Consider the following 26,915-nt stretch of genomic DNA (forward strand, 5'->3'; position numbering starts at 1 on the left):
CGGGTAATTCAGAGACTATGACCTTTGAAATACGCACACTCCGTGCGCGGGCCCATGCCAGACATCCATGATCGCCGGGTTAGCATCCCCGGCGAAGGGAGGAACGGCACGCCATTCCCCCATAGGTAACGTTAGACTTGCCACGTCTTGTGTTGCATTTATCGTAATAAGCCAGCAGTCGGAAAGCAGGATCTGCATCTGATGCGTGCCGTGCTGCCACTCATCTGCACTGAGCGGCTGTCCATCCCGATTGAGCCACTGCACGTTGCCGTCGCCCTCCTGCCACCACTCATCGCGGGTTAAGGCCGGGATCTGCTGACGCAGGTGAATAAGGGCTGCGGTAAACTCCGTCAGCGCATCGTCGGCATTTTCCCAATCAAGCCAGGTCAACGCGTTGTCCTGGCAGTAGGCATTGTTATTCCCCTGCTGGCTGTGGCCGTGTTCATCACCGGCCAGCAGCATTGGGGTTCCCTGCGACAGCAGCATCGTGGTCAACAGCGCCTGAACGCTTGCCAGGCGACGCGCCATCACCTCAGGATCCGCATCTAATCCTTCTATACCATGATTATTGCTATGGTTATTGCTCGTTCCGTCGCGGTTTTCTTCCCCGTTTGCCTCATTGTGCTTGTCGTTAAAGCTGACACAATCGCGCAGCGTGAAGCCATCGTGCGCAGTGACCAGGTTGATGGCGGCGCTGGGGCGACGCTCCTGATGCTGAAAAACATCGCTTGAGGCAGCGAAACGCTGGGCAAATTCACCCAGCGATAGCGAACCTTCAAGCCAGAATCGGCGTATTGCATCGCGAAAATGGTCGTTCCACTCGCTAAACGGCGGCGGGAAATTCCCCACCTGATAGCCGCCATCACCGATATCCCACGGTTCCGCAATCAGCTTCACCTGCGAGAGCACCGGGTCTTCATGAATGGCGTTAAACAGCGGCGCATCCTGACGGTATCCCGGCGTGCGCCCCATCACCGAAGCTAAATCAAAGCGAAAGCCATCCACATGGCATACGTCGACCCAAAAACGCAGGCACTGGCGGGCATATTCCACCACGCCAGGGTGATTCAAGTTCAGGGTATTACCGCAGCCGGTCCAGTTGTGGTAATCGCCATCGTCTCTTAACCAATAATAGCTACGGTTATCGATCCCTCGCAGCGAGAAGGTCTGATAGTTGAGATCCAGCTCGGCGCTGTGGTTTAGCACCACATCAAGAATCACCTCGATACCGGCTTTATGCAGTGCTTTCACCGCATCGCGAAACTCATCCAGCGCTCGTTCAGGCTCACAGGCGTAACGCGGCGCCAGCGCAAACATCGCCAGCGGGTTGTAGCCCCAGTAATTTTTCAGGAACATCTCCTGCAGGCGCGGCTCGTTGGCAAAATGCGCCACCGGCAGCAGCTCCAGCGCGCTGATCCCCAAGCGCTTGAAATACGCAATCATCAGCGGATGGCTCAGCGCCTTATAGGTACCGCGAATCTCTTCCGGCAATCCTGGATGGCGATAGGTCAGCCCTTTCACGTGCGCTTCGTAGATAACGGTATTACCCCACGGCGTGCGCGGTGCCGCATCGTCCTGCCAGTCATAGGTCAGATCAACAACCACCGATTTCGGTGCAATCGATGCAGTATCACGTCTGTCCGGCACATCGAAGCCACCATGAAAGCGCGGATCGTCGTTCGGATCGCCTTCAGCCCGGAAACAGCACGGATCGAGCAGCAGCTTTGCCGGGTTAAAGCGGTAGCCCTGCCGCGGATCCCACGGGCCATGCACTCGGTAGCCATACCGCAAACCGGGGCGCGCCTGCGGCAAATAGCCGTGCCAGATATCGCCGCTGCGTGCGGGTAAGTCATAGCGTGACTCGTTACCCTGCGCGTCAAACACGCAGAGTTCGACCCGCTGCGCATGCGCAGAAAAGAGCGTGAAGTTCACGCCCTCGCCATCGAAGCTGGCGCCCAGCGGCGCGGGTTTCCCTGCTGCGAGCTGGCTCATTTTCAATCCCCTTCTCGCACCAGCCAAATAGTCGACAGCGGCGGCAGCGTCAGACTCAGCGACTGCGCACGACCGTGGCTTTCAATCATGTCGCTACGCACTTCGCCACCGTTGCCCGCGTTACTACCGTGATAGTGACCGGAGTCGGTGTTGAGCACTTCACGCCAGCGGCCCGGCTGATTGATGCCAAAGCGATAATCATGACGCGGAACCGGCGTAAAGTTGCTGACCACAATGATTTCATTGCCATCTCTGTCGCGACGGACAAACGCAAATACCGAACGCGCATGATCGTCGACCACCAGCCATTCAAAGCCGTATGGGTCAAAGTCCAGCTCGTGCATCGCTTTATGGTGGCGATAGGTAAGGTTGAGGTCGCGCACCAGACGCTGTACCCCGTTATGCCAGTTATCGCCGCCCTCGAGCAGATGCCAGTCAAGGCTGCCGTCAAAATTCCATTCACGTCCCTGGGCAAACTCATCGCCCATAAACAGCAGCTTTTTGCCCGGGAAGGCAAACATCCAGCCGTAGTAGGCGCGCAGGTTGGCAAACTTTTGCCACGCATCGCCCGGCATGCGGTCCAGAATCGATTTCTTACCGTGGACCACTTCGTCATGCGACAGCGGCAACACGAAATTCTCCGTGTAGTTGTAGAGCATGCCGAAGGTCATTTTGTCGTGATGATACTGGCGGTGAACCGGGTCGAGTTTCATGTAGTCCAGGGTGTCGTGCATCCAGCCCAGGTTCCATTTAAACCAAAAACCCAGCCCCCCCATATCCGATGGGCGGGACACGCCAGCAAAGTCGGTCGACTCTTCCGCCATCGTCACCGCACCGGGGACCTGTTCGCCCAGCACGCGGTTGGTGCTACGCAGGAATTCGATAGCCTCGAGGTTTTCACGACCGCCGAATTCATTCGGGACCCACTCTCCCTCTTTACGAGAGTAGTCGCGGTAAATCATGGATGCCACTGCATCCACGCGCAGTGCGTCAATACCGAAGCGTTCCACCCAGTACAGGGCGTTGCCGACCAGGAAGTTGCTCACTTCACGGCGGCCGTAGTTGTAGATCAGGGTATTCCAGTCCTGATGGTAGCCTTCGCGCGGATCGCTGTGCTCGTACAGGTTGGTACCGTCAAATTCCGCCAGTGCAAAATCATCCGACGGGAAGTGGCCCGGCACCCAGTCAAGAATGACGCTCAAGCCCGCAGCATGCGCAGCATTGATGAAATAACGGAAATCTTCGCGGGTGCCGAAACGGCGGGTTGGCGCATACAGACCGGTAGGCTGATAGCCCCAGCTCCCGTCGAACGGGTGTTCGTTGACGGGCAGCAGTTCCAGATGGGTAAAGCCCATCCATTTGGCGTACGGCACCAGTTCATCCGCCAGCTCGCGATAGCTCAGCCAGAAGTTGTTGTCGGTATGGCGACGCCAGGAGCCCATGTGTACTTCGTAGATAGAGATTGGCGCATCAAGCTGGTTGGCTTTTTTCCGCGCTTCGCTTTGCTCAACTTTCGGTGGCAAACCACAAATCAGCGAGGCGGTGTCCGGACGCATCTGCGCCTCAAAGGCATACGGGTCAGCTTTCACCCGCAGCGCACCATTGGCGTCGATCATCTCGAATTTATACAGCTGCCCGTTGTGCGCACCGGGAATAAACAGCTCCCAGATCCCCGTTTCACGACGCAAGCGCATCGGATGGCGGCGACCGTCCCAGTAGTTGAACTGGCCGACCACGGAGACGCGACGCGCGTTAGGCGCCCAGACGGCAAAGCGCGTCCCGGTCACGCCGTCCATGGTATCCGCGTGCGCGCCGAGCGTTTCATACGGGCGTAAATGGGTACCTTCAGACAGCAGCCATGCGTCCATTTCCTGGAGCAATGGGCCAAAGCTGTACGGATCGTCAATCAGGTTCTGCTGGCCATGCCAAACGACAGCCAGTTGATAACGGAAGAAATTTTTACGGCGCGGCAGAATACCGCAAAAGAAACCGCGTGCGTCAACGCACTCCAGTTTGCCAACTTTACGTCCGGTTTTCGGTTCAATAACCCATACATCGGTCGCGTCAGGCAGCAATGCCCGGACTTCCAGTCCCGATTCCGTTCGGTGCATCCCTAATACGGAAAAAGGATCCGCAAAATGGCCTGCAATTAGCGCGTTAATCACGTCTCTATCAATACGATCGGACATGTTTCATCATCCTTTGTTTTTGTGTCGCCTCAATCCAATGTAAATGACGACATTTGTGACCCGAACGGTGCAGCACAGAAAAAGAGTGCTTTCTCGGCTCCATTCAACCTTCAGTCAAGGTGATAGACCTTGATTAAAGCATAGCCAACGCTTTACCTGACTCCTGATAGAAAATTAAACATCTCTGCGTTTACTCCTTGTATTACGCAAAAAAAAGGGGTGTTTAGCCACCCCTCATCAATGAACAAATGTTTACGCCAGCTGGCGCAGCATGCGGCGCAACGGCTCAGCTGCGCCCCACAAGAGCTGGTCACCCACGGTGAACGCGGAGAGATACTCAGGCCCCATGTTCAGCTTACGCAGACGCCCAACCGGCGTGGTCAGCGTGCCGGTGACAGCCGCTGGTGTTAATTCACGCATGGTGATTTCACGATCGTTTGGAATCACTTTCGCCCACGGGTTGTGCGCGGCCAGTAATTCCTCTACAGAACTTATGGAAATATCTTTTTTCAATTTCAGCGTGAATGCCTGGCTGTGGCAACGCAGCGCGCCGACGCGCACGCACAGGCCATCAACCGGGATGACGGAAGAGGTCGCGAGAATCTTGTTGGTTTCAGCCTGGCCTTTCCACTCTTCGCGGCTCTGGCCGTTGTCGAGCTGTTTGTCGATCCACGGAATCAGGCTGCCCGCCAGCGGAACGCCAAAGTTATCTACCGCCAGATCGCCGCTACGGGTCAGGGTAGTGACTTTACGTTCAATCTCGAGGATGGCGGAAGCCGGGTCTGCCAGCTCGCTGGCGACGTGGTGATGCAGTTGGCCCATCTGGGTCAGCAGTTCACGCATATGGCGCGCACCGCCGCCGGAAGCTGCCTGATAGGTTGCCACAGAGGCCCACTCCACCAGGTCATTGGCAAACAGGCCGCCCAGCGACATCAGCATCAGGCTGACGGTACAGTTGCCGCCGACAAAGGTTTTCACGCCATTGTTCAGACCATCGGTGATCACCTGCTGGTTGACCGGGTCGAGAATGATAATGGCGTCGTCTTTCATGCGCAGCGAAGAGGCCGCATCAATCCAGTAGCCCTGCCAGCCGCTTTCACGAAGCTTCGGATAGATTTCGTTGGTATAATCTCCGCCCTGACAGGTGACAATAATGTCGAGCGCCTTCAGCGCTTCAAGATCGAAAGCATCCTGAAGCGTACCTCCAGTGCTGCCACCAAAGGTGGGTGCAGCTTGACCAAGCTGAGAGGTAGAGAAGAAGACCGGGCGAATGGCGTCAAAATCGCGCTCTTCCACCATGCGTTGCATGAGTACAGAGCCGACCATCCCGCGCCAGCCGATAAAACCAACATTTTTCATAGCGTATTTTCCTGCAGATATGTGTGCTGTTTATGCTTGCCAGTCCCACTGGCCATCCCATCACATTACAAAAAGCAGCTAAAGTCGCAAGTGAAATTAATCAATGATTGCGAAGCAATCAGAAATGCAACTTATTCCCCCGCCTTTGGGGGCCACATTTCCCCTCGTCAGAATCCATGGCAAGGGTGATGCGTAGAGCAGAAAGTCCTTAACGATTATCAGGGAATTTGAGTGATGAGTGAAATCTTTTCCGCCGCTGTTTTATTGATCCTGATTATGGATCCATTGGGAAACCTACCCATTTTTATGTCGGTGCTAAAACACACGGAACCCAAGCGCCGCAAGGCGATCATGATACGTGAGCTTTTAATCGCACTGCTGATAATGCTTATTTTCTTGTTCGCCGGTGAGAAAATTCTCGCCTTCCTGAACCTGAGTGCCGAGACGGTTTCTATCTCTGGTGGGATTATTTTGTTCCTGATTGCCATCAAGATGATTTTCCCTAGCGCAGAGGGTGGTAGCAACGGTTTACCGGCGGGCGAAGAGCCGTTTATTGTACCGCTGGCGATTCCTCTGGTGGCGGGTCCATCGCTGCTGGCAACGCTGATGCTGCTTTCGCACCAGTATCCTAATAACCTGTCGCATCTGGTCATTGCGCTGCTGATTGCCTGGGGCGGTACGGTCGTCATTCTGCTGCAGTCGTCGCTATTCCTGCGCCTGCTGGGCGAGAAAGGCGTCAACGCTTTAGAACGTCTGATGGGGTTGATTCTGGTGATGATGGCCACCCAGATGTTCCTGGACGGTATTCGGGCGTGGATGAAAGGATAAGTCGCGTATAAACAATTCGCCCGAGCGACACTGACGTGAGCCCGGGCGAAGATTCAACTAACCCGGCTGCACATCGTGCGCCGGGTTGAGAGCGATGATTAGCTAAGCAGCGTAAACGCCACCATACCAACAATCGCCCCCACGGTACCCAGAATGGTTTCCATCATGGTCCAGGTTTTCAGCGTCTGTGCTTCAGTGGCACCGGTAAATTTACCGAACAGCCAGAAGCCGGCGTCGTTCACGTGGCTCACCACGATAGAACCGCCGCCGATACAGATAGACAGTGCCGCCAGCTGTGCGCCGTTGTAATGCAGCTGTTCAATGACAGGCATCACCAGGCCAACCGCAGTCAGACAGGCAACCGTCGCGGAACCCTGAATAATACGCACCGCAGCAGCCAGGATGAAGCAGGTCAGTGCGATAGGCAGACCCATCCCGGTTAACGCTTCGCCCAACGCCGGGCCAACGCCGGAATCCACCAGCACCTGTTTGAACACACCACCGGCACCGATAACCAGCAGGATGATACCCGCAGGCTGCAGCGCGTGACCGCAGATTTCCATCACTTTATCTTTCGCCATGCCCTGACGGAACGCCAGGCCATAGATAGCAACCAGACAGGCAACCAGAATCGCCGTGAACGGGTGACCGATAAATTCAAACCACTGATAAACTTCAGAACCTTCCGGTACAAAGCGCGCAGCAACGGTTTTCAGACCCACCAGTACCAGCGGCAGCAGAATCAGCGCGAGGCTAAAGCCGAAGGACGGCATCTTGCCCTCGCCCAGGTGCGGCTCGGTGACGTCTTCAGGAATGTTCAGCTCAACGTAACGGCTGATGAAGTTGCCCCACAGCGGACCGGCAATCAACATGCCCGGGATCGCTGCGCACAGACCAATCAGGATCATCCAGCCAAAGTCCGCGTGCATCTGGGAAGCCAGCAGCATCGGCGCAGGGCCTGGAACCAGGAACGCCGCGGCAGCAGCGACACCGGCAAACAGTGGAATCACCAGTTTTACCAGGTTGGTACCGGTATGACGCGCCATCGAGAAGGCAACGCTAATCAGCAGTACGATAGCCACTTCGAAGAACAGCGGCAGCGCGCAGATAAGGCCGGCCAGGCCAATCGCGAAGTGTGCGCGGTTGTGGCCAAAGGATTTCAGCATTTTGACGGCAATCTGATCGACCGCACCGGTTTCATGCAGAATTTTGCCGAACATCGCGCCGAGCGCGACCACAATCGCCAGGAAGCCCAGCGTACCGCCCATGCCTTTCTCCATAGTGGCCGCGATTTTGGTCAGCGGCATACCGGAGAACAGACCTGCACCAATAGAAACCACCATCAAAGCCAGGAAGGCGTGCATACGTGCCTTCATGACTAAAAACAGCAGCAGTAAAACAGAACCGACTGCTGTTAAAACGAGCGTTAAAGTTGTCACGCGATACGGCCTTTGTTAATCAATTCAATCGTGCTGTCGATAACGCCTTCCAGCGGCTGATCGATATCAACCACCAGCACATCGCGTTCTTCAGCGCCCGGCTCTTGCAGGGTTTCGAATTGGGTCACCAGCATCTGCGTTTTAAAGAAGTGGCCTTTACGCGCCTTCAGGCGGCTTTCAATCACTTCAAAATCACCTTTCATATAGATGAAAGAGAGATTTGGGTTACCTTCGCGCAGAATGTCGCGGTACGCTTTTTTCAGCGCAGAGCAGACAATCAGCGAGACTTTATTAGTACGTTGCATCGCGAATGCGGCGTCGTTCAGCGCCTGCAGCCATGGTTTGCGATCGTCGTCGTTCAGCGGTTCGCCGGAGGACATTTTGACGATATTGCAGCGTGGGTGCAGGAAGTCGCCGTCCAGAAATGCAGCGTTCAGGCGATGCGCGACTTCGCTGGCAACCGCAGATTTACCGCTGCCGGATACGCCCATCAGTACATAGACGTGGTGATCGTGGTTAGTCGTGCTCAAGGCGTCCTCCTGTTGGGCACTTGGGGAATTGTTACGGGTAACAGTTATCGGTAACATTGTCCTGCCCGGCAAGTGGATAAGCAATAACCATTCGTGCCGGAAGTGAATTCTAAGTGAATATGTGTGATCTAGTTCAAATTTGTCAGGGCTAAATAGAACCGCCCGGTGACAAAGTGAAACCTAAATCTAACATTTTTGGCGTAACTGCTTCACCACGGATGCGCGCCAGCAGTCGCTCTGCACCGATGCGGCCCATGCGCTCACGCGGCGTCAGCACGCTGGCGAGACGCGGTTCCATCACCTGGCCGATGTCGTGGCCGTGGAAACCGGCGATGGCGATATCATCAGGAATTTTGAGCCCCAAACGCTGGCACTCAAATGCAGCGCCCACCGCAAGGTCATCGTTGGTACAGAAGATACCGTCGAGCTGCGAAAATTCCCGACGCGCCTGGCGCATCAGCTCAATTCCCGAGGTATATGACGAGGATTGCTCGACCATCACGCTGTAAGGCGTTAATCCGGCGTCCAGCATCGCCTGCTCATAGCCTTTCTGCTTGATGATAGTACGTTCATCAAGACGCGCCCCTAAATAAGCAATACGGCGGTGACCGCGCGCGATAATCGCGGCCGTCATCTGGCGCGCCGCTTCAAAGTTATCGAAGCCGACGGCGATGTCGAGACACGGCGATTGGCTATCCATCAACTCGACCACGGGGATACCAGCAACTTCAATCATCTTCAGCGTGCGGGGAGTGTGGGTACGTTCGGTGAGGATCAGGCCGTCAATGTTCCAGGAAAGCATCGACTCGAGGCGCTCTTGCTCCATTTCGGGCTTATAGCCGTAGTGAGCCAGCATCGTTTGGTAACCATAAGCATCGGTGACGCTTTCCACGCCGCGCAGCACTTCTGCGAAAACCTGGTTGGTTAATGAAGGTAAAAGTACGCCGATAGCCCGGCTGGTAGAGTTGGAGAGAATATCGGGAGCTCGATTGGGGATGTAACCCAAATCATCAAGAGCCGCCGCAATTTTACCGCGCAATGCTACGGAAACCTGTTCCGGATTACGGAGAAAACGGCTAACCGTCATTTTGGTTACGCCAACGCGATCGGCAACATCCTGAAGTACGGGTCTTTTCTTTTTCATCGTCCAGAGGCAAGCAAAGGTGAAATATTGCTGAAGTTTACCACGGAGATGGCGCAACCTCCCCGCTAGATTGGGGAGGTTACGTTATTTATTTAAGCCGGATCAAACTGGCGGCAGATCGAAGAGTAAAATTTCGCTTTCGCTATCCGCATGGATTGAAATCGCCTGCTCATCCCAAATGGCCAGCCCATCGCTGGTTGTCGCTTTGGTGCCGTTGATGCTCACTTCACCTTTTACCACCTGGATCCACACGCGGCGGTCAGCGGCAATCTGATGAATAGACTGTTCATCTTTCGCCAGTGCCCAGCGGTAGAGTTCCATGTCCTGGTACACTTTCAGCGAACCTTCACGCGCATCCGGCGACAGCACCAGCTGTTTACCCTGCTGAGCGTCAAAGCGACGCTGTTCGTAGCGCGGCGTGATGCCGGTTTTTTCTGGAATGATCCAGATCTGGTACAGGTGCAGCTTGTCGGTCGCACTCGGGTTGTACTCGGAGTGACGCACGCCGGTACCTGCACTCATAATCTGGAACTCGCCCGCCGGAACCTGCTCTTTATTACCCATGCTGTCCTGGTGCTCAACGGCGCCTTCCAGAACGTAGGTCAGAATTTCCATGTCTTTATGCGGGTGGGTACCGAACCCCTGACCGGCATCAATCACGTCATCGTTAATGACGCGCAGCGCGGAGAAGCCCATAAAATTCGGATCGTAGTAATCTGCAAAAGAGAAGGTATGCCAGGAGTCCAGCCAACCATGATTTGCGTGACCACGTTCGTTTGCTTTACGTAAGAAAATCATTTGTTACCCCCTCATGTTTTCGATGAAACAAGTTTGGACGTAAACAGCCTGGGATGATAGTGGGTGAAAATTGACTCCTCTGTTCAAAAATTATGAACAAGATCAGAGGAGCCATAATAGCTTATTTGGTGAGGCTTATGGTGGCAGGAGACGGCTGCTGGAAGGCCCGCTCCAGCAGTTCCATATTGGTGAGAGCCTCAGTTTCCTTGACGAAATTCGGCACGCCGTTAACCAGCGTTTGATACAGTGCGTCATACACGCGGCCATAATCACCCTGCTCAGCTCGCCACGTCTCTTTCACCGTTTCACCCGCCTCGTTAACGTATTCCAGATGCGCTAAGGACTCATCCGCCGCAAAGCCCGCATCGCCCGGCATAATACCCGCCTTCAGGCTGGTCTCTTGCTGGTCGATGCCGTATTTCACAAACGACCCTTTGGTGCCGTGAACGATAAATTTCGGATAGTCGATTTTCACCAGGTGACTGGTTTTCACAATCGCCTTCAGGTTGCCGTAGAACAGCTGTGCTTCAAAGGTATCGTCAGGGTTAGCCGGGTTACGCAGGCTACGGATGTCATAAGCGGCATGATCCGGGCGGCCAAACAGCGAGATGATTTGGTCCATAGTATGCACGCCAAGGCCATAAAATGCGCCGTCCTGTGGGCGCCCCGGCTGAGTTGGCGCTTCAGGGCGGAAGTAGTCGAAGTGGCTTTCTACTTCCACGATATCGCCCAGCTTACCGCTCTCAATGGCTTTTTTTGCCGTCAGGAAACAGGCATCAAAACGACGGTTCTGATACGGCGATACGGTCAGACCTTTGCTTTTCGCCAGCGCAAAAAGCGCTTTGGCTTCCGCAACCGTTGGCGTGAACGGCTTCTCGACCAGCACGTTCTTCCCTGCTTCTAGCGCCTTCTTCGCATATTCAAAGTGGCTGTCAGCATGCGTACAGACCACCACCAGCTTGACCTGCGGATCGTGCAGAATGTCGTTTAGCTCGCTGGTGAAATGAATATGCGCGTACTGCGGCTGCTGCTCGTCCGGCTTCGGGCTGCGGCGATAGATATGGGCTACGTGCCAGTCGGCTTTGCGATGTAAAACGTACGGGAGATGATAGCGGGTGGTGCTTTTGCCAAAGCCAATGAAGGCGCAGTGTAGGGTCATGATTCAGTCCTTTTGAAATAATTGCTGAATACCATAACGTAACTACAGACAAAAAAAAGCCAGCATTAAGCTGGCTAAAGTAATACTGGAAGCAATGTGAGCAATGTCGTGCTTTCAGAAGCTCCGCAAGGACGCCCTGAATGCAGGACAATAATAATCATTCTCATTCGCACTTGTCCACCGTTTTTTGCAAAAAAAGCCAATTGACGCACATTTAAAAATCAATGATGTTAAAAGGGACTTTTAACCTCAAAAGGAAATGAAGAATGAGTGACATAGTGATTCGCCATGCCGAAGCCCAAGATTACGACGCAATCCGTCAAATCCACGCCCAGCCGGAGGTGTATCACAACACGCTACAGGTCCCTCATCCTTCCAGCCATATGTGGCACGAACGGCTAGCCGACCGGCCCGGCACGAAACAACTGGTCGCCTGCATTGATGAGCAGGTGGTAGGCCACCTTGCCATTGAGGTGGCCCAGCGCCCGCGCCGGAGCCACGTTGCCGATTTTGGTATCTGCGTCGATTCTCGCTGGCAAAATCGCGGTGTCGCCAGTGCGCTGGTCCGCACCATGATAGACATGTGCGATAACTGGCTGCGCGTCGAGCGTATTGAGTTGACGGTGTTTGTCGATAACGCCCCGGCGGTTGCGGTGTACCAGAAGCATGGTTTTGAGATTGAAGGCACCGGGCGCAAGTATGGGCTACGCAACGGTGAGTATGTGGATGCCTACTTTATGGCACGGATGAAGGGGTGACCCTCACCCTAACCCTCTCCCTGAAAGGGAGAGGGAACCGTTTAGTGTCGTAGGTTAAGAACGCGTTCTTATACCCATCTTCCGATGACCAGAAAGCAGAGTAAACGCCTTCCCCTTCTCATTTCCATAGTAGGGCTTGAGGAAGGGTAAACTAGTACCCCGCCGTCAAATCATCCGGTGAACGCGGGTCGGACGCGCCATACAGCGTGCCATCAGGCCCGACCATAATACTCTGGGTACTGCCCATCGCCTCTTTAACCGCGACTTTTTGCCCTTTCCCTTCCAGCAACTTCAGCGTATCCGGGCTAAAGCCTTTCTCGACCCGCAGCTCATCCGGCAGCCATTGATGGTGGAAACGCGGCGCATTGGTTGCTTCCGCCACATTCATGCCAAAATCAACGGTATTTACCACCATTTGCAGTACCGTAGTGATAATCCGGCTGCCGCCTGGGCTACCGGTCACCAGCCAGGTTTTGCCGTCTTTCACTACGATAGTCGGTGACATCGACGACAGCGGACGCTTTTTCGGCCCCACGGCGTTCGCATCTCCGCCCACCAGTCCGTAAACGTTCGGCACGCCAGGCTTGGCTGAGAAATCATCCATTTCGTTGTTCATCAAAATGCCGGTATTCCCCGCCACGATGCCGGTGCCAAAAGTGGTGTTCAGCGTATAGGTCACCGCCACCGCGTTACCGTCTTTATCGACTACCGAGAAGTGCGTGGTTTGATTACTCTCGTACGGTGCCAGTTTGCCCGGTTTAATCTCACTGGACGGTTTAGCTTTGTTGAGGTCAATCTCCCCGGCAATGGATTTGGCGTAGGCTTTGTTGGTCAGCGCCTGCCATGGCACCTTCACAAAGTCAGGGTCACCGAGATACTCCGAGCGGTCGGCATAAGCGTGCTTTTCCGCTTCCGCCATTAGCTGCATCGCATCGGCGCTGCCGAAGCCGTATTTATGCAGGTCGAAGTTTGCGAGGATATTGAGGATTTGTACGATGTGGATCCCGCCGGAGGACGGTGGCGGCATCGAGAAGACTTCGTAGCCACGGTATTCACCGCTAATCGGCGTACGTTCCACCGCTTTGTAGTTGGCCAGGTCAGCTTTACTCATCAGGCCGCCGTTGTTGTGCATCTCTTCGGCGATCTGGTCGGCGATTGCGCCTTTATAAAAAACATCCGGGCCGTTTTCCGCGATGAGCGTCAGGCTTTTTGCCAGATTCGCCTGCACCAGTTTGTCACCCTTCTTCAGCGGTTCACCGTCTTTCCAGAAAATCGCTTTACTGTTGGCATGATTCGGCAACACTTCGCTGCCGTAGGTTTTGAGATCGTCAGCCAGCGCGCTATTCACGATAAAACCGTCCTGTGCCAGCTTGATGGCGGGCTGAACCACTTTATTCAGCGGCATCGTGCCGTACTTCTCCAGCGCCAGCGAAAAACCGGCCACGGTCCCCGGTGTGCCGGAAGCAAGATGCGAGGTGAGGGACTTTTTACTGTCCGGGTTACCCTGCGAGTCGAGGAACATATCGCGCGACGCCTGCTCGGGCGCCATTTCACGAAAATCTATCGCCGTGGTTTTGCCGTCCTTAGTGCGCAGCATCATAAAGCCACCGCCGCCAAGGTTCCCCGCCTGCGGATGGGTCACCGCCAGTGCATAGCCTACAGCTACCGCGGCATCCACAGCGTTGCCGCCTTGCTTAAGGATCTCGACACCCACGTTGGTGGCCATCGCATCAACCGAGGCCACCATCCCCTGCTGCGCGCGAACCGGATGGAAAACATCTTCTTCAACGCCATAAGAAACCGGCGGTGGCGGCGCAGCAGCGGCGCTGTAACAGCTTCCTGCCAGCAGAGCAGCAAGCGCTACCCGGCATAAAAATGACGGCTTTATCATTAGCATAATTCTCCAGAGTGTACGGGGACGTCCCGTATTAAGCCTGGTTCATAATGCTGAAATAATCCTCGTTCTGGTGGGAAAGGAGTAAACTTAGAGAATCCCCTACGAGGAGGAAAGGCGATGAAACGACTACTGATTCTGGCGGCGCTGTTGCCGTTCACGGCGCTTGCCGCACCTTTAAACATCGACAATAACCCAAACCAGCCGGGGTATGAGATCCCCAGCCAGCAGCGGATGCAGTCGCGAATGCTGAACCAGCAGCAGCAAAATAAGGGTATGTTGAATCAACAGCTAAAATTGCAGACGCAGCAACAACAGCAACATCTGCAAAATCAGATGAATGCTAATCAGCAGCGTGTTCAGCAAACGCAACCTGGCATGCTGAACCCGCCGAGCCAGCCCGTTCCGAAAAGAAACGGCGACATGCTGAAACAGTATTAAGGCTGGAAGTCCGGGCCAATCACATCAATCGCATCGGTACAGATGCTATTCACCCCCCAGCGCAGCAATTCAGCCGCGCGCTGGGGGTTATTCACGGTATAGACCAGAATCTTCAGGCCGGCCTCATGCAGCGCATCCACCCGTGCTTCGTCGAGCAGACGATGGTTGAGGTGAATAGAAACGCATCCTAAACGCGTCGTCAGCTCTCGCCAGTCGTCGCGCCACTCATCGAGCAGCAGCCCACGCGGCAGTTCAGGTACCGCCTGCTGCGCGGCTTCTAATGCATCAATTTCAAACGATGACAGCAGCGGAGGGGTCATACCGGACCACAGTTCTCGAGCGGCCAGCGCCACCACTTTGCCGGTTAACGGACCCGTGCCGGTGGTCGGTTTAATCTCAATATTCGCCATCATGCCATGCTGGCGGCAGCGCTCCGCCACCTGAGACAGCAACGGCAGCGGTTCACCCTTAAAGCTGCTGCTAAACCAACTGCCTGCATCTACCCGCAGCAGATCTTGCCAGCTCAGCTCACCCGCCACGCCCCAGCCATTACTGGTGCGCTCGAGGTTGTCATCGTGCAGCAAGAAAATCTCACCGTCTTTCGATAACTTCGCGTCAAACTCGATCATGGTATGACCGTAGTGCGCGCCCACATCAATCGCCGCGAGGGTGTTTTCCGGTGCCAGCTTACCGCCGCCACGGTGGGCGACGATGTGGGGATAAGGCCAGTTGCTCATACGCGTAATCCTGTTTCACCTTCAAAGAGATGCAGATGTTCGTCCGGCAGATGCAGCCACAATGTTGTGCCCGCATTTGGCCGCAGCTGGTGCGGTAAGCGAACCACCATTTTCTGTTCGCCAAAGCGTCCATGCGCCAGGTTATCTGCACCTAAAATTTCCAGCGTATCGACCACCATCGGCACGCCGTTTTCCGCCTGCGAGCTTAACGCAATATGTTCCGGGCGGATACCCAGCGTCATACGGCGTCCAGCAAATTCACGGCGCACACCCGGTAGCGGCAGCTGCATGCCGTTGGCCAGTACAAATCGCGTTCCTGTCTCATCCATTTGTCCGTCCAGCAGGTTCATCGCCGGGCTGCCGATAAAGCTCGCCACAAAGCGGCTGGCAGGCTTCTCGTACACTTCTACTGGCGTCCCAATTTGCTCGGCGATGCCTTTGTTCATCACCATCACCCGCTGAGCCAGCGTCATCGCCTCGACCTGATCATGAGTAACGTACAGCGAAGTGGTTTTGAGACGGCGATGAAGGTGCTGCAATTCAAGACGCATCTGCACGCGCAGCTTGGCGTCGAGGTTAGACAGCGGTTCATCGAACAAGAATACCGCCGGATCGCGCACGATCGCACGCCCCATCGCCACGCGCTGGCGCTGGCCGCCGGAGAGCTCGCGCGGACGCCGTTTAAGCAGGCCATCCAGCTCCAGAATACGCGCCGCCTCCTGCACCTTTTCGGCAATGTGCGCTTTCCCCATGCCGCGAATCTTCAGGCCCCAGGCCATGTTCTCTTCCACGCTCATATGTGGATAGAGCGCGTAGTTCTGGAATACCATCGCGATGCCGCGATCCTTTGGCTCCATTTCAGTTACGCGCTTACGATCAATCCAGATATCACCACTGGTGACTCGCTCAAGCCCGGCCACCATACGCAGCAACGTCGATTTGCCGCAGCCCGAAGGGCCGACCATCACAATAAACTCGCCGTCGGCCACATCCAGCGTCAGCGGTTGAATCACCTGGGTTTTGCCATCCCAGCTTTTGGTTACTGCCTGTAGTTTTAAACCTGCCATTTTTATTTCTCACTATCGACCAGGCCACGCACGAAAGCGCGCTGCATGGCTAAAACGATGACAACCGGAGGGATAAGCGTCAGCAGCATCGCTGCCATAACCTGATTCCATTGTGTGGTGCCTTCACCGGTGGCGATCATCCCTTTAATGCCCGCCACGGCGGTGCCGAGATTCACGTCGGTAATAATCAGCAGCGGCCACAGATACTGGTTCCAGCCGTAGATGAAGGTGATAACGAACAGCGCCGCCAGATTGGTTCTCGACAGCGGCAACACAATGTCGCGGAAGAAGCGCATCGGCGAAGCGCCATCAATACGCGCCGCTTCAATCAGCTCGTCCGGCAGCGTCATAAAGAACTGGCGGAACAGGAAGGTCGCCGTGGCGGAAGCCATCAACGGCAGCGTTAGCCCCGCGTAGCTGTCGAGCATTTTCAGGTTGGCGATCACTTCCACCGTCGGAAAAATACGTACTTCTACCGGCAGCATCAGCGTAATAAAAATCATCCAGAAGAACAGGTTACGCAGTGGGAAACGGAACCAAACGATGGCAAAAGCCGAAAGCATGGAAACCGCAATTTTGCCGACCGTGATGGCAAAGGCCATGATGAAACTGTTGAGCATCATCAGCCAGAAAGGTGCACTGTTAGCGCCAACACCATTCACCCAAATCGCCTTCATGTTCTCCAGCAAATGGGTGCCGGGAATCAGAGTCATCGGCGTTTCAAACACCGCTTTGTTATCCAGCGTCGCCGCCGTAAACGCGACGTACAGCGGAAACAGAATCACGATAATCCCGAGGATCAACATGGTGTGGCTGAATATCGTCAGCCCGCGACGGTTCTCAATCATTGGTAGCGCACCTTTCTTTCCACGTAGCGGAACTGCACCACGGTCAGGATGATGACGAGGAACATCAGCACCACCGATTGGGCGGCAGAGGCCGAGAGGTCGAGCCCGGCAAAGCCTTCCCGATAAATTTTGTAGATAAGCGTGGTGGTCGCCTGCACGGGTCCACCGGCGGTAGCAGCATCAATCACCGGGAAGGTATCGAAGAAGGCGTACACCAGATTCACCACCAGCAGGAAGAAGCTCACCGGCGCAATCAGCGGCAGCGCCAGCTTGAAGAAGCGGCGAATCGGGCCAGCGCCATCAATCGCGGCGGCTTCAACCAGCGAACGAGGAATGGACTGAAGGGCGGCAAAGAAAAACAGGAAGTTGTAGCTGATCTGCTTCCAGACCGACGCAAACACCACCAGAAACATCGCCTGGCCGCTGTTCTGCGCGTGGTTCCAGTCATAGCCGAACTCGCCGAGGAAGTGGGTGATAAGCCCACGCCCAGGGTTAAAGAGGAATATCCACAATACGGCCGCAACGGCGGGCGCGACGGCGTAGGGCAGCAGCATCAGCGTTTGATACAGGCGGCTGCCACGCACCACGTAATCGACCAGCGCCGCAAAGAATAGCGACACCAGCAGACCGCTCACCGTGACCATCGCGCTGAACTTCATCGTCGTCCAGAACGAGTCGAGGTAATAGCCGTCGTGGAATAGCGCCACGAAGTTATCCAGGCCGACAAACTGGCTGGAGAGACCGAACGGATCGACGCTTTGCAGCGAGTACCACAGCGCTTCGCCCGCAGGCCAGATAAAGAAGATAACGGTGATAATCAACTGCGGGGCGACCAACGCATAAGGTAGCCAGCGCGATTTAAACACCGGACGGGATGATGACATAGTTAAACTCTGAGTTGTTTTCCCCTCACCCCGGCCCTCTCCCCAAAGGGGCGAGGGAGAAAGGCCGAGCTGAGCGATATTGACCAGACGGCTCCGAAAAGTCCCCTCTCCAGCATTGGCAGGAGAAAGGCCGTACCGGGCAATCCTTACCAAACAGCACCGAACAGTCCCCTCTCCCCAATGGGGAGAGGGCTAGGGTGAGGGGTCAGGCGATAAGATTAAGACTTCGTCGATTTCTCAAAGCGGCGCAGCAGCTGATTACCGCGCTCAACCGCAGAATCCAGCGCCTGCTGAGGCGTTTTCTTCCCGGTCCATACGCTTTCCAGCTCTTCATCAACAATGGTGCGAATCTGCGGCATATTGCCCAGACGCAGCCCTTTGGTGAACGGCAACGGCGGCTTGTTAAGCATCTGACGGGTGGCGATATCCGCCCCAGGGTTTTTATCGTAGAAGCCCTGCTGACGCGTCAGGTCATACGCAGCGGTGGTAATCGGCAGATAGCCGGTTTTCTGATGCCATTCGGCCGCGTTTTCCGGTTTAGCCAGGAACTCGAGGAACTTCGCCACGCCGGTGTAGGTATCTTTATCTTTACCCTGCATCACCCACAGGCTTGCCCCGCCGATAATGGCGTTCTGCGGCGCGCCCTTCACGTCAGCGTCGTAAGGCATCATGCCCACGCCGTAGTTGAATTTGGCGTACTGGCGAATATCAGCCAGCGAGCCGGACGACGCAGTGGTAATGGCGCAATCACCGTTGTAGAACTTCTCGGTGGATTCGTCTTTACGCCCGAAGTAGCTAAAATCACCCTTCTTATTCAACTCTTCCAGCAGTGCGATGTGCTTCACCTGCTCCGGTTTGTTGAACTCCAGCACCGCATCAGTGCCGTCGAAACCGTTGTTTTTGGTCGCTACCGGCAGACCATGCCAGGCGCTGAAGTTTTCAATCTGAATCCAGCCCTGCCAGCCGCTGGCATAGCCGCACTTCATCCCCGCCGCTTTCAGCTTCGCGGTATAGGCCGCCAGATCCTGCCAGGTTTTTGGTGGCTGATTCGGATCAAGACCGGCTTTTTTGAAGGCGTCTTTGTTGTAGTACAGCACCGGCGTGGAGCTGTTGAACGGCTGAGAGAGCAGATGACCGGTTTTAGAATCGGTGTAGTAACCGGAAACCGTTGGCACAAACTGAGATTCGTCGAACTTGATACCGGCATCGCTGAACACCTGATAGACCGGCTTAATCGCCTTCGAGGCCATCATGGTGGCGGTACCCACTTCATACACCTGCAAAATGGCTGGCGCATTACCGGTACGGAACGCGGCAATACCTGCGCTCAGGCTCTGCTCGTAGTTACCTTTGTAGATCGGCTGAATTTTGTAATCCGGGTTGGCGGCGTTAAAGCGCTGCGCCAGAGAGTCAACCTCTTTCCCCAGTTCACCTTCCATAGAATGCCAAAATGGAATGGTGGTCACTGCCATTGCCTGGCCTGCAAACGCCAGGCTCATTGCCAACCCTAAAGCTGTATGTCGTAACGATATCATCGGTTATCTCTCTTTTTGTGCCGGGATGCGCGATATCACGCGTTTTATGTTCGCGGGGGTAACATGACATGCTCGAATGACAGAAAAATAACTTTTTTATTACAAAAAAAAGATAGTAAGGCGACAAAGGGATGGCAAGGCAGTGACGCTTCGAAGAAGGCAAAGTGGGAGCTGAGACACGTATAGGAAATAAACAGTTACGGAAGCGGAACGCAAGCGTACTGCCCAACATTCACGGAGAAAGGAGAGGATGAACAGGAAGATAATACGGCTTACCCGGCCTACGGAAGGTGTCGGCCGGGTAAGGGATTTATGCCGCTAACAGCAGTGCTTAGCCACCAAGATAGGCACTACGTACCGCTTCGTTAGCCAGCAGCGCATCACCGGTATCTTCCAGCACCACGTGACCGTTTTCGAGCACGTAGCCGCGGTCGGCGAGCTTCAGCGCCTGATTGGCGTTCTGCTCGACGAGGAAGATGGTCATGCCCTGCTCGCGCAGCTGCTCGATGGTGTCGAAGATCTGCTGGATGATGATCGGCGCCAGCCCAAGAGAGGGCTCATCCAACAGCAGCAGACGCGGCTGGCTCATCAGCGCACGGCCGATGGCCAACATCTGCTGTTCACCGCCGGACATGGTGCCCGCACGCTGGATACGACGTTCATGCAAACGCGGAAACAGGTCATACACCCATTTGATGCGCTCCTGGAACTGGTCACGTTCGGCAAAGAAGCCGCCCATCGCCAGGTTCTCTTCCACGGTCATGCGCGAGAACACGCGACGCCCTTCCGGCACAATCGCCACCGCTTCACGCATGATTTTCGCCGTCTGCCAGTCGGTAATGTCTTTATCATCAAAGACAATCCGCCCTGTGGTCGCCCGCGGATCGCCGCACAGCGTACCGAGCAGCGTGGTTTTTCCCGCGCCGTTCGCACCGATGAGTGTCACGATCTCGCCCTGATTAATATGCAGACTGACCTCGTGCAGCGCCTGAATCTTCCCGTAGTGGGCGCTAACTCTATCAAACGATAACATCACTTTATCCATTTTATGCCTCACCCAGATAAGCGCGGATCACGTCCGGGTTGTTGCGGATTTCTTCCGGTGTCCCGTTGGCCAGCGGTGTGCCCTGATTCACCACGTAGATGCGGTCAGAAATACCCATCACCAGCTTCATATCATGCTCAATCAGCAGGATAGTGGTGTTGTGATGATTACGCAGCTCAGCAATCAGCTCATCGAGTTCTTTGGTCTCTTTTGGGTTGAGGCCCGCTGCGGGTTCATCCAGCATCAGGATTTCCGGCTGCGTCACCATGCAACGCGCAATCTCCAGACGACGCTGATCGCCGTAGGCCAGATTACTGGCCTGACGGTTGGCGTGCTCCAGCAGACCAATACGCTCAAGCCAGGTGGCGGCGCGATCCAGCGCTTCGCTCTGCGCACGGCGGAACGATGGCGTTTTCAAAAGACCCGAGAAGACGCCGGTTTTCAGCTGCTGATGCTGTGCTACCAGCAGGTTTTCAATCACCGTCATTTCGCGGAACAGACGCACGTGCTGGAAAGTACGCACCACACCCATACGGGCAATCTGCTGGCCCGGCAGCCCTTCGAGGTGCTGATCGCGCAGCATGATGGTACCGCCGGTCGGCTTGTAGAAGCCCGTCAGGCAGTTAAAAACGGTGGTTTTACCGGCCCCGTTCGGGCCGATAAGCGAGACGATTTCCTGAGGACGCAGCTCGAGATTGACGTTGTTGACCGCCAGCAGGCCGCCAAAACGCATCATCAGACCGTTAACGGATAATAATGGCTGACTCATGCCTGCTCTCCTTCTTTCGCTTTCCCGCTTTTCATCTTCAACTGTGGACGGGTCATCGGCAGAAGTCCTTGTGGACGCCAGATCATCATCAGTACCATCAGGCCACCGAGCATCAACATGCTGTATTCATTGAAGTCACGCATCAGTTCACGCGACACCACCAGCAGAATCGCCGCGAGGATCACCGCAAACTGTGAGCCCATTCCGCCCAGCACCACAATCGCCAGCACAAAGGCTGACTCGGCAAAGGTGAACGATTCCGGGCTCACGAAGCCCTGACGCGCAGCAAACAGCGTACCGGCAAAGCCCGCAAACGCGGCGCTGATGGTGAAGGCGGTCAGCTTGATACGCGTTGGGCTTAACCCCAGCGAGCGACAGGCGATTTCATCTTCACGCAGCGCTTCCCACGCGCGCCCCAACGGCATACGCAGCAGGCGGTTAATCACGAACAGGGAGAGCACTACCAGCAGCAGCGCCACCAGATAGAGGAAAATGACGCGGTCGGAAGGGTCATATTTGACGCCAAAGAAGTTGCTGAACGTATCCCAGCCGCCTTCACGGGCGCTACGGCTGAACTCAAGGCCGAAGAAAGTCGGTTTCGGGATCTGGCTGATGCCGTTCGGGCCGCCGGTGACTTCAGTGTTGTTCAGCAGCAGAATACGGACGATTTCGCCAAAGCCTAAGGTCACAATCGCCAGATAGTCACCGCGCAGGCGCAGCACCGGGAAGCCCAGCAGGAAGCCCGCAGCGGCGGATACCAGGCCAGCCAGCGGCAGACAGGTCCAGAAGCCCAGGCCGTAATAGTGGTTCAATAGTGCGAAAGTGTAAGCGCCAATAGCGTAGAAGCCACCGTAGCCCAACACCAGCAGGCCCGACAGCCCGACCACCACGTTCAGCCCCAGACCGAGGATGATGTAAATCATGGTCAGAGTGGCGATATCCACCGTGCCGCGTGACACCATAAACGGCCACGCTACAGCAATCACCAGCAGCGCAATCAGGAACAGCTTTTGTTTGACGGTCGAGCCATCAATTGCCGGCAGAATAAACTTCGGCCCGGAGACGCTTTTCAGCCCTTTCTGGAACAGCGGACGCAGCATCTGGAAGAAGAACACTACGGCGGTACCAATAAAGATCCACTGCCAGCGAATGTCCGCCGCGCTGCCGACCACCAGCTTAGTGCCGTCAAGCTGCAACTGCACGCCCATAAAGACGCCGGCCAAAACAAAGAACATCGCCGCCGACAGCAGCGCCATCGCAAATTGCATCGGTTTCATACTTTCTCTACCTCCGGGCGACCCAGGATGCCGGTTGGCATCACCAGCAGCACCACGATCAGCAGCGCGAACGACACCACGTCTTTGTATTCTGTACTCAAATACGCCGACGACAGCGCTTCTGCGATACCAAGAATCAGCCCGCCAATCATCGCGCCTGGAATGCTGCCGATACCGCCAAGCACCGCTGCGGTAAAGGCTTTCATCCCGGCCATAAAGCCGATGTACGGGTTGATTACACCGTAGAACTGACCCAACAGCACGCCCGCTACCGCCGCCATCGCTGCGCCGATAACAAACGTCAGCGCAATCACGCGGTCGGTATTAATCCCGAGCAGGCTGGCCATTTTCAGGTCTTCTGCACAGGCTCGGCAGGCCCGGCCCATCCGTGAGTAACGGATAAACAGCGTCAGCGCCAGCATCGCCACAAAAGTGACAATCCAGATAACCAACTGCATGGTGGTAATAGACGCGGAGAAGTTTTCGCTGCTACCGACAATCCACTGACCGTTGAACAGGCTTGGCAGCGCGATATCGCGCGAGCCTTCGGTCAGACTGACGTAGTTCTGCAGGAAGATGGACATCCCGATAGCGGAGATCAGCGCAATCAGACGCTTGGAGTTACGCACCGGACGATAGGCCACCCGTTCGATACTCCAGCCGTAGGCGCTGGCAATCACAATCGCCCCGATGAAGCCAGCCGCCACCAGCAGCCAGCTGGTGTCGATGCCCATCATCATCAGCGCGGCGATGATCATAAAGGAGACATAACTACCGATCATGTAGACCTCGCCGTGGGCGAAGTTAATCATGCCGATAATTCCGTACACCATGGTGTAACCGATGGCGATCAGTGCATAGGTGCTTCCCAGCGTAACGCCGTTAAACATCTGCTGCACAAAGTAGAGAACCTGCTCTGACATAAATTAGCCTTTTGCTACCCCTGCGGATCTACGCCCGCCAGGGGGGAATGAAGGTTACTTCGCGACCGTGGACGAGCCGTCGGCATGCCACTGGAAGACGCCAAACTCGAATCCTTTCAAATCGCCTTTTTCATCCCAGGAAAGCGGCCCAATCACGGTTTTTGCCCCGTTAGCTTTTAAATCTTTAATCAGCGCCAGCGGCTCATCGCTGCCGGTGCGTTCCATGGCTGTCGCCAGAGACTGTACGGCGGCATAGGTGATCCATACGTACGGACCGCTTGGATCTTTCTTCTGCGCTTTCAGGGCATCGACGATAGCGCTGTTTGCCGGATCCTGGTCATAGCGTTTTGGCATGGTAACCAGCATCCCTTCACCCGCATCGCCGGCAATGTTCGACAACGAAGCGTTACCGACGCCTTCCGGCCCCATGAACTGGGTTTTAAGACCGACCGCGCGCGCCTGGCGCAGCATCTGGCCCATTTCCGGGTAGTAGCCACCGTAATAAACGAAGTCGATATTCTCTTTTTGCAGACGGGCGAGCAGCGCGGAGAAATCTTTTTCACCAGCGGTGATACCGTCAAAGAAGACCACGTTAGCCTTCGCCGCTTTCAGGCTCTGCTGAACGGAGCGTGCCAGACCTTCACCGTACTGCTGTTTGTCATGAATGATGGCAATACGCTGCGGTTTAACGTTATTCAGAATGTATTTTGCCGCCGTCGGCCCCTGGGAGGAGTCGAGACCTGCGGTACGCATGATGTATTGATAGCCACGCTGGGTCAGCTCTGGGTTGGTCGCCCCCGGAGAGATCATCAGAATGCCTTCATCTTCATAGATGTCAGAAGCGGGCTGAGTGGAAGAAGAGCAAAGATGGCCAATCACGTATTTGATGCCGTCATTGACGATCTTGTTGGCAACCGCCACCGCTTGTTTTGGATCGCAGGCGTCGTCGTACTCAACGCCGACCAGTTTGTCGCCCTTGATGCCGCCTTTGGCGTTGATATCTTTAATCGCCTGACGCGCACCGTTGAACTCCATGTCGCCCCACTGCGCGACCGGGCCGGACATGGCCCCTACCACCGCAACTTTAATATCAGCCGCCAGTGCCGTGTGTGACATAGCCAGTGCGACCATCCCTGCGATTACTGTTTTTGTATTCCTTTTCATGCTTCGGGATCCCCATTCGTGATGTCGTATTTACACGTCGTGGCGTGTATATATTTTGTAATTATGCGGTTAAAAAGCATTCTGTACTTTTATTATACAACGCTACTTTTACCATTATCTTTAATGAGTTAGCGCAGTTTTTTAACCAAATACAGACTAAATTCTCTATTTTTCAGTCTATTAAGAAAAGATAATATTCTGATTTTCGCCATAGATAAACAAAAATAAGTCCGATTTCAGCATAAAATAACGACACATATGGCCGAATAAAACGCTGGTTTTCAGGTTAAAATTCTGGTTATTTTTCTATCTATAATGTTTCAAACTGCCTGCGTAGACATCGAAAAACTAATCCCCTGTTAGACGCCGCAAAAAGAGAAAGCCTCCAGCAGGATAAATTGAGTAAACTGGCCACAATTTTTCCGATTTGAGCAAACCGTCCATGAAACTGACCATCATTCGTTTAACCACGTTTAGCGACCAGGATCGTATCTGCCTCGGTAAGATCTGGCCTGCCATAACCGCGACAGACCTGGCTTTGGATGACACCCACCATCTTTACGCCGCCCGCTTCAACGAGCGTTTGCTTGCGGCGGTGCGGGTCACGCTTAACAGCGATCAGGGAACGCTGGACGATCTTTGCGTACGCGAAATCACCCGCCGCCGCGGCGTGGGCCAGTACCTGATTGAAGAAGTCATGCACAACAACCCGCAGGTCAGCCGCTGGGTGCTCAGCAAATCTCACGCAGAGGAGAGCCAGGAAATGGCGGCGTTTGCGAAAGCATTGGGTTTTACGATGCAGAATGACAGCTGGATTAGAGGGTAATACAGACCCCGGCCTAGCGAATGACGCCCGAGCTACTCGTATGTAACCCGGGCGTCTGACGTGCTCACACGACGCGGTGAATCTTATTTTGCGTCGGTTGCGGTGCCGTTAGCGTGCCAGTTGAAGATGCCGAACTCGAAGCCCTTCAGATCGCCTTTCTCATCCCATGACAGCGGCCCCATCACGGTATCGACAGTGCTGGCTTTCAAGTATTTAGCGATCTCAGCCGGATCGTCTGAGTGGTTCAAACCAGCCTGCAGAGACTGCAGCGCGGCGTAGGTGGTCCATACGAATGCGCCGCTTGGATCCTGTTTCTTCGCTTTAATCGCATCCACAATCGGTTTGTTCGCCGGAACCTGATCGTAGTTCTTCGGTTTGGTCACCAGCAGGCCTTCCGCAGAATCGCCAGCAATGTTAGACAGCGACACGTTCGCAACCCCTTCTGGGCCCATGAACTGGGTTTTCAGACCCGCAGCACGCGCCTGGCGCAAAATCTGCCCCATTTCCGGGTGGTAGCCGCCGAAGTAAACGAAGTCGATATTTTCTTTCTTCAGGCGTGCGACCAGCGTGGAGAAGTCTTTCTCACCGGCGGTGATACCGTCGAAGAAGACCACGTTAGCCCCGCCCTTCTTCAGACCGTCCTGTACAGAACGCGCCAGGCCTTCACCATACTGCTGCTTGTCATGCACGATAGCGATGCGCTGCGGCTTCACTTTATCGATGATGTATTTCGCCGCCGTTGGGCCCTGGTCTGAGTCCAGACCGGTAGTACGCAGAATCAGCTTATAGCCGCGTGCGGTCAGCTCCGGCGCGGTCGCCGCAGGAGTGATCATCAGAATGCCTTCATCTTCATAGATATCAGACGCTGGCTGGGTGGAAGAGGAACACAGGTGGCCAATAACGTACTTGATGCCATCGTTGACGACTTTGTTCGCGACCGCGACCGCTTGTTTCGGGTCACAGGCATCGTCATATTTAACGATTTCCAGTTTATTGCCTTTGATACCGCCTTTAGCGTTGATATCCGATACCGCTTGTTCTGCGCCGCTGAACTCCTGATCGCCATACTGCGCAACCGGACCGGACATCGCACCCACGACAGCAACTTTAATATTTTCTGCTAATGCCATATTGCTGAATGCCAGTGCAATACATCCTGCCAGTAACGCTTTACCCTTCATATTCATCCTGAGGTTCCCCATTGTTATGGTTATTGCATTTGTTGTGATGTTGTTATTTAGCACATTATTCTTATATGAAGCGCAAGCTAAGTATAAGATATTAATATTAAGGGATACTGCCTGTGCTT

General features: G+C 55.0%; 24 protein-coding genes. 4 read left to right on the forward strand and 20 right to left on the reverse strand.

Features of this window, described 5'->3' with window-relative positions; translation table 11 throughout:
• Positions 1-15 precede the first annotated feature (15 nt).
• The 3 genes from glgX to asd form a co-directional block, all read right to left on the reverse strand.
• On the reverse strand, positions 16-1,992 hold the full coding sequence (gene glgX / locus KP80_RS06875) for a glycogen debranching protein GlgX (RefSeq protein WP_052282853.1): 1,977 nt from the start codon (positions 1,990-1,992) through the stop codon (positions 16-18).
• 2 nt (positions 1,993-1,994) lie between these two features.
• On the reverse strand, positions 1,995-4,181 hold the full coding sequence (glgB, locus tag KP80_RS06880; protein ID WP_052282854.1) for a 1,4-alpha-glucan branching enzyme: 2,187 nt from the start codon (positions 4,179-4,181) through the stop codon (positions 1,995-1,997).
• 252 nt (positions 4,182-4,433) lie between these two features.
• Positions 4,434-5,540 (reverse strand): aspartate-semialdehyde dehydrogenase, encoded by a 1,107-nt coding sequence (gene asd / locus KP80_RS06885; protein WP_052282855.1) that lies wholly within the window; start codon positions 5,538-5,540, stop codon positions 4,434-4,436.
• Positions 5,541-5,774: 234 nt separating this feature from the next.
• Here asd and KP80_RS06890 point away from each other — a divergent pair, with 234 nt between their 5' ends.
• Positions 5,775-6,368 (forward strand): YhgN family NAAT transporter, encoded by a 594-nt coding sequence (locus KP80_RS06890; protein ID WP_052282856.1) that lies wholly within the window; start codon positions 5,775-5,777, stop codon positions 6,366-6,368.
• Positions 6,369-6,466: 98 nt separating this feature from the next.
• On the opposite strand, the gene gntU is transcribed toward KP80_RS06890, so the two are convergent.
• The 5 genes from gntU to KP80_RS06915 form a co-directional block, all read right to left on the reverse strand.
• Entirely contained in the window at positions 6,467-7,807 is a 1,341-nt protein-coding gene (gntU, locus tag KP80_RS06895; protein ID WP_052282857.1) for a gluconate transporter, read from the reverse strand.
• Positions 7,804-8,337 carry a gluconokinase gene (gene gntK / locus KP80_RS06900; RefSeq protein ID WP_052282858.1) on the reverse strand — a complete coding sequence of 178 codons (534 nt, stop codon included), beginning with the start codon at positions 8,335-8,337 and terminating at the stop codon, positions 7,804-7,806. Before gntK ends, gntU begins: the two co-directional genes overlap by 4 nt.
• A gap of 148 nt (positions 8,338-8,485) precedes the next feature.
• Entirely contained in the window at positions 8,486-9,481 is a 996-nt protein-coding gene (gntR, locus tag KP80_RS06905; protein ID WP_052282859.1) for a gluconate operon transcriptional repressor GntR, read from the reverse strand.
• A 102-nt stretch (positions 9,482-9,583) separates the two neighbouring features.
• Complete coding sequence (locus tag KP80_RS06910) at positions 9,584-10,279, reverse strand: pirin family protein (RefSeq protein WP_052282860.1); 696 nt, start codon at positions 10,277-10,279, stop codon at positions 9,584-9,586.
• Positions 10,280-10,400: 121 nt separating this feature from the next.
• A complete protein-coding gene (locus tag KP80_RS06915) occupies positions 10,401-11,438 on the reverse strand; it encodes an oxidoreductase (protein WP_052282861.1) in 1,038 nt (345 codons plus the stop codon).
• A 266-nt stretch (positions 11,439-11,704) separates the two neighbouring features.
• Between KP80_RS06915 and yhhY the strand changes: the two genes are divergently transcribed.
• Positions 11,705-12,196 (forward strand): N-acetyltransferase, encoded by a 492-nt coding sequence (yhhY, locus tag KP80_RS06920; protein WP_052282862.1) that lies wholly within the window; start codon positions 11,705-11,707, stop codon positions 12,194-12,196.
• A 151-nt stretch (positions 12,197-12,347) separates the two neighbouring features.
• Here yhhY and ggt read toward each other — a convergent pair whose 3' ends face one another.
• Positions 12,348-14,087: a gamma-glutamyltransferase gene (gene ggt / locus KP80_RS06925; protein ID WP_052282863.1), complete on the reverse strand. Its 1,740-nt coding sequence runs from the start codon at positions 14,085-14,087 to the stop codon at positions 12,348-12,350.
• 123 nt (positions 14,088-14,210) lie between these two features.
• Here ggt and KP80_RS06930 point away from each other — a divergent pair, with 123 nt between their 5' ends.
• Entirely contained in the window at positions 14,211-14,531 is a 321-nt protein-coding gene (locus KP80_RS06930) for a DUF2756 family protein (RefSeq protein ID WP_052282864.1), read from the forward strand.
• Here KP80_RS06930 and ugpQ read toward each other — a convergent pair.
• The 10 genes from ugpQ to livK all read right to left on the reverse strand — a co-directional run bounded on the left by ugpQ (position 14,528) and on the right by livK (position 24,780).
• Complete coding sequence (gene ugpQ / locus KP80_RS06935) at positions 14,528-15,268, reverse strand: glycerophosphodiester phosphodiesterase (RefSeq protein ID WP_052282865.1); 741 nt, start codon at positions 15,266-15,268, stop codon at positions 14,528-14,530. The two genes, KP80_RS06930 and ugpQ, sit on opposite strands and share 4 nt — an antisense overlap.
• Positions 15,265-16,335, reverse strand: coding sequence for a sn-glycerol-3-phosphate import ATP-binding protein UgpC (locus KP80_RS06940; protein WP_052282866.1), 1,071 nt, complete (start codon positions 16,333-16,335; stop codon positions 15,265-15,267). Before KP80_RS06940 ends, ugpQ begins: the two co-directional genes overlap by 4 nt.
• Before the next feature lie 2 nt (positions 16,336-16,337).
• Positions 16,338-17,183: a sn-glycerol-3-phosphate ABC transporter permease UgpE gene (ugpE, locus tag KP80_RS06945; RefSeq protein WP_052282867.1), complete on the reverse strand. Its 846-nt coding sequence runs from the start codon at positions 17,181-17,183 to the stop codon at positions 16,338-16,340.
• A complete protein-coding gene (ugpA, locus tag KP80_RS06950) occupies positions 17,180-18,067 on the reverse strand; it encodes a sn-glycerol-3-phosphate ABC transporter permease UgpA (RefSeq protein WP_052282868.1) in 888 nt (295 codons plus the stop codon). The genes ugpE and ugpA overlap by 4 nt, the downstream gene beginning before the upstream one ends.
• Positions 18,068-18,285: 218 nt before the next feature.
• On the reverse strand, positions 18,286-19,602 hold the full coding sequence (gene ugpB, locus KP80_RS06955) for a sn-glycerol-3-phosphate ABC transporter substrate-binding protein UgpB (RefSeq protein WP_052282869.1): 1,317 nt from the start codon (positions 19,600-19,602) through the stop codon (positions 18,286-18,288).
• Between the two features lie 331 nt (positions 19,603-19,933).
• A complete protein-coding gene (gene livF, locus KP80_RS06960; RefSeq protein ID WP_156315613.1) occupies positions 19,934-20,647 on the reverse strand; it encodes a high-affinity branched-chain amino acid ABC transporter ATP-binding protein LivF in 714 nt (237 codons plus the stop codon).
• A gap of 1 nt (position 20,648) precedes the next feature.
• Complete coding sequence (gene livG, locus KP80_RS06965) at positions 20,649-21,416, reverse strand: high-affinity branched-chain amino acid ABC transporter ATP-binding protein LivG (protein ID WP_052282870.1); 768 nt, start codon at positions 21,414-21,416, stop codon at positions 20,649-20,651.
• The gene (livM, locus tag KP80_RS06970; RefSeq protein ID WP_052282871.1) at positions 21,413-22,693 is read right to left on the reverse strand and encodes a branched chain amino acid ABC transporter permease LivM; all 1,281 of its coding nucleotides are present in this window, start codon (positions 22,691-22,693) and stop codon (positions 21,413-21,415) included. Before livM ends, livG begins: the two co-directional genes overlap by 4 nt.
• A complete protein-coding gene (livH, locus tag KP80_RS06975; RefSeq protein WP_052282872.1) occupies positions 22,690-23,616 on the reverse strand; it encodes a high-affinity branched-chain amino acid ABC transporter permease LivH in 927 nt (308 codons plus the stop codon). Before livH ends, livM begins: the two co-directional genes overlap by 4 nt.
• 54 nt (positions 23,617-23,670) lie before the next feature.
• Entirely contained in the window at positions 23,671-24,780 is a 1,110-nt protein-coding gene (gene livK / locus KP80_RS06980; protein WP_052282873.1) for a high-affinity branched-chain amino acid ABC transporter substrate-binding protein LivK, read from the reverse strand.
• Between the two features lie 442 nt (positions 24,781-25,222).
• Here livK and panM point away from each other — a divergent pair, with 442 nt between their 5' ends.
• Positions 25,223-25,606 (forward strand): aspartate 1-decarboxylase autocleavage activator PanM, encoded by a 384-nt coding sequence (gene panM / locus KP80_RS06985; RefSeq protein WP_052282874.1) that lies wholly within the window; start codon positions 25,223-25,225, stop codon positions 25,604-25,606.
• Positions 25,607-25,689: 83 nt separating this feature from the next.
• Here the strand turns inward: panM and livJ are convergent, their stop codons facing one another.
• Positions 25,690-26,793 (reverse strand): branched chain amino acid ABC transporter substrate-binding protein LivJ, encoded by a 1,104-nt coding sequence (livJ, locus tag KP80_RS06990; RefSeq protein WP_112203516.1) that lies wholly within the window; start codon positions 26,791-26,793, stop codon positions 25,690-25,692.
• Between the last annotated feature and the right edge of the window lie 122 nt (positions 26,794-26,915).

Source organism: Kluyvera genomosp. 1 (assembly GCF_001266615.1).
Lineage (GTDB): Bacteria > Pseudomonadota > Gammaproteobacteria > Enterobacterales > Enterobacteriaceae > Kluyvera > Kluyvera cryocrescens_A.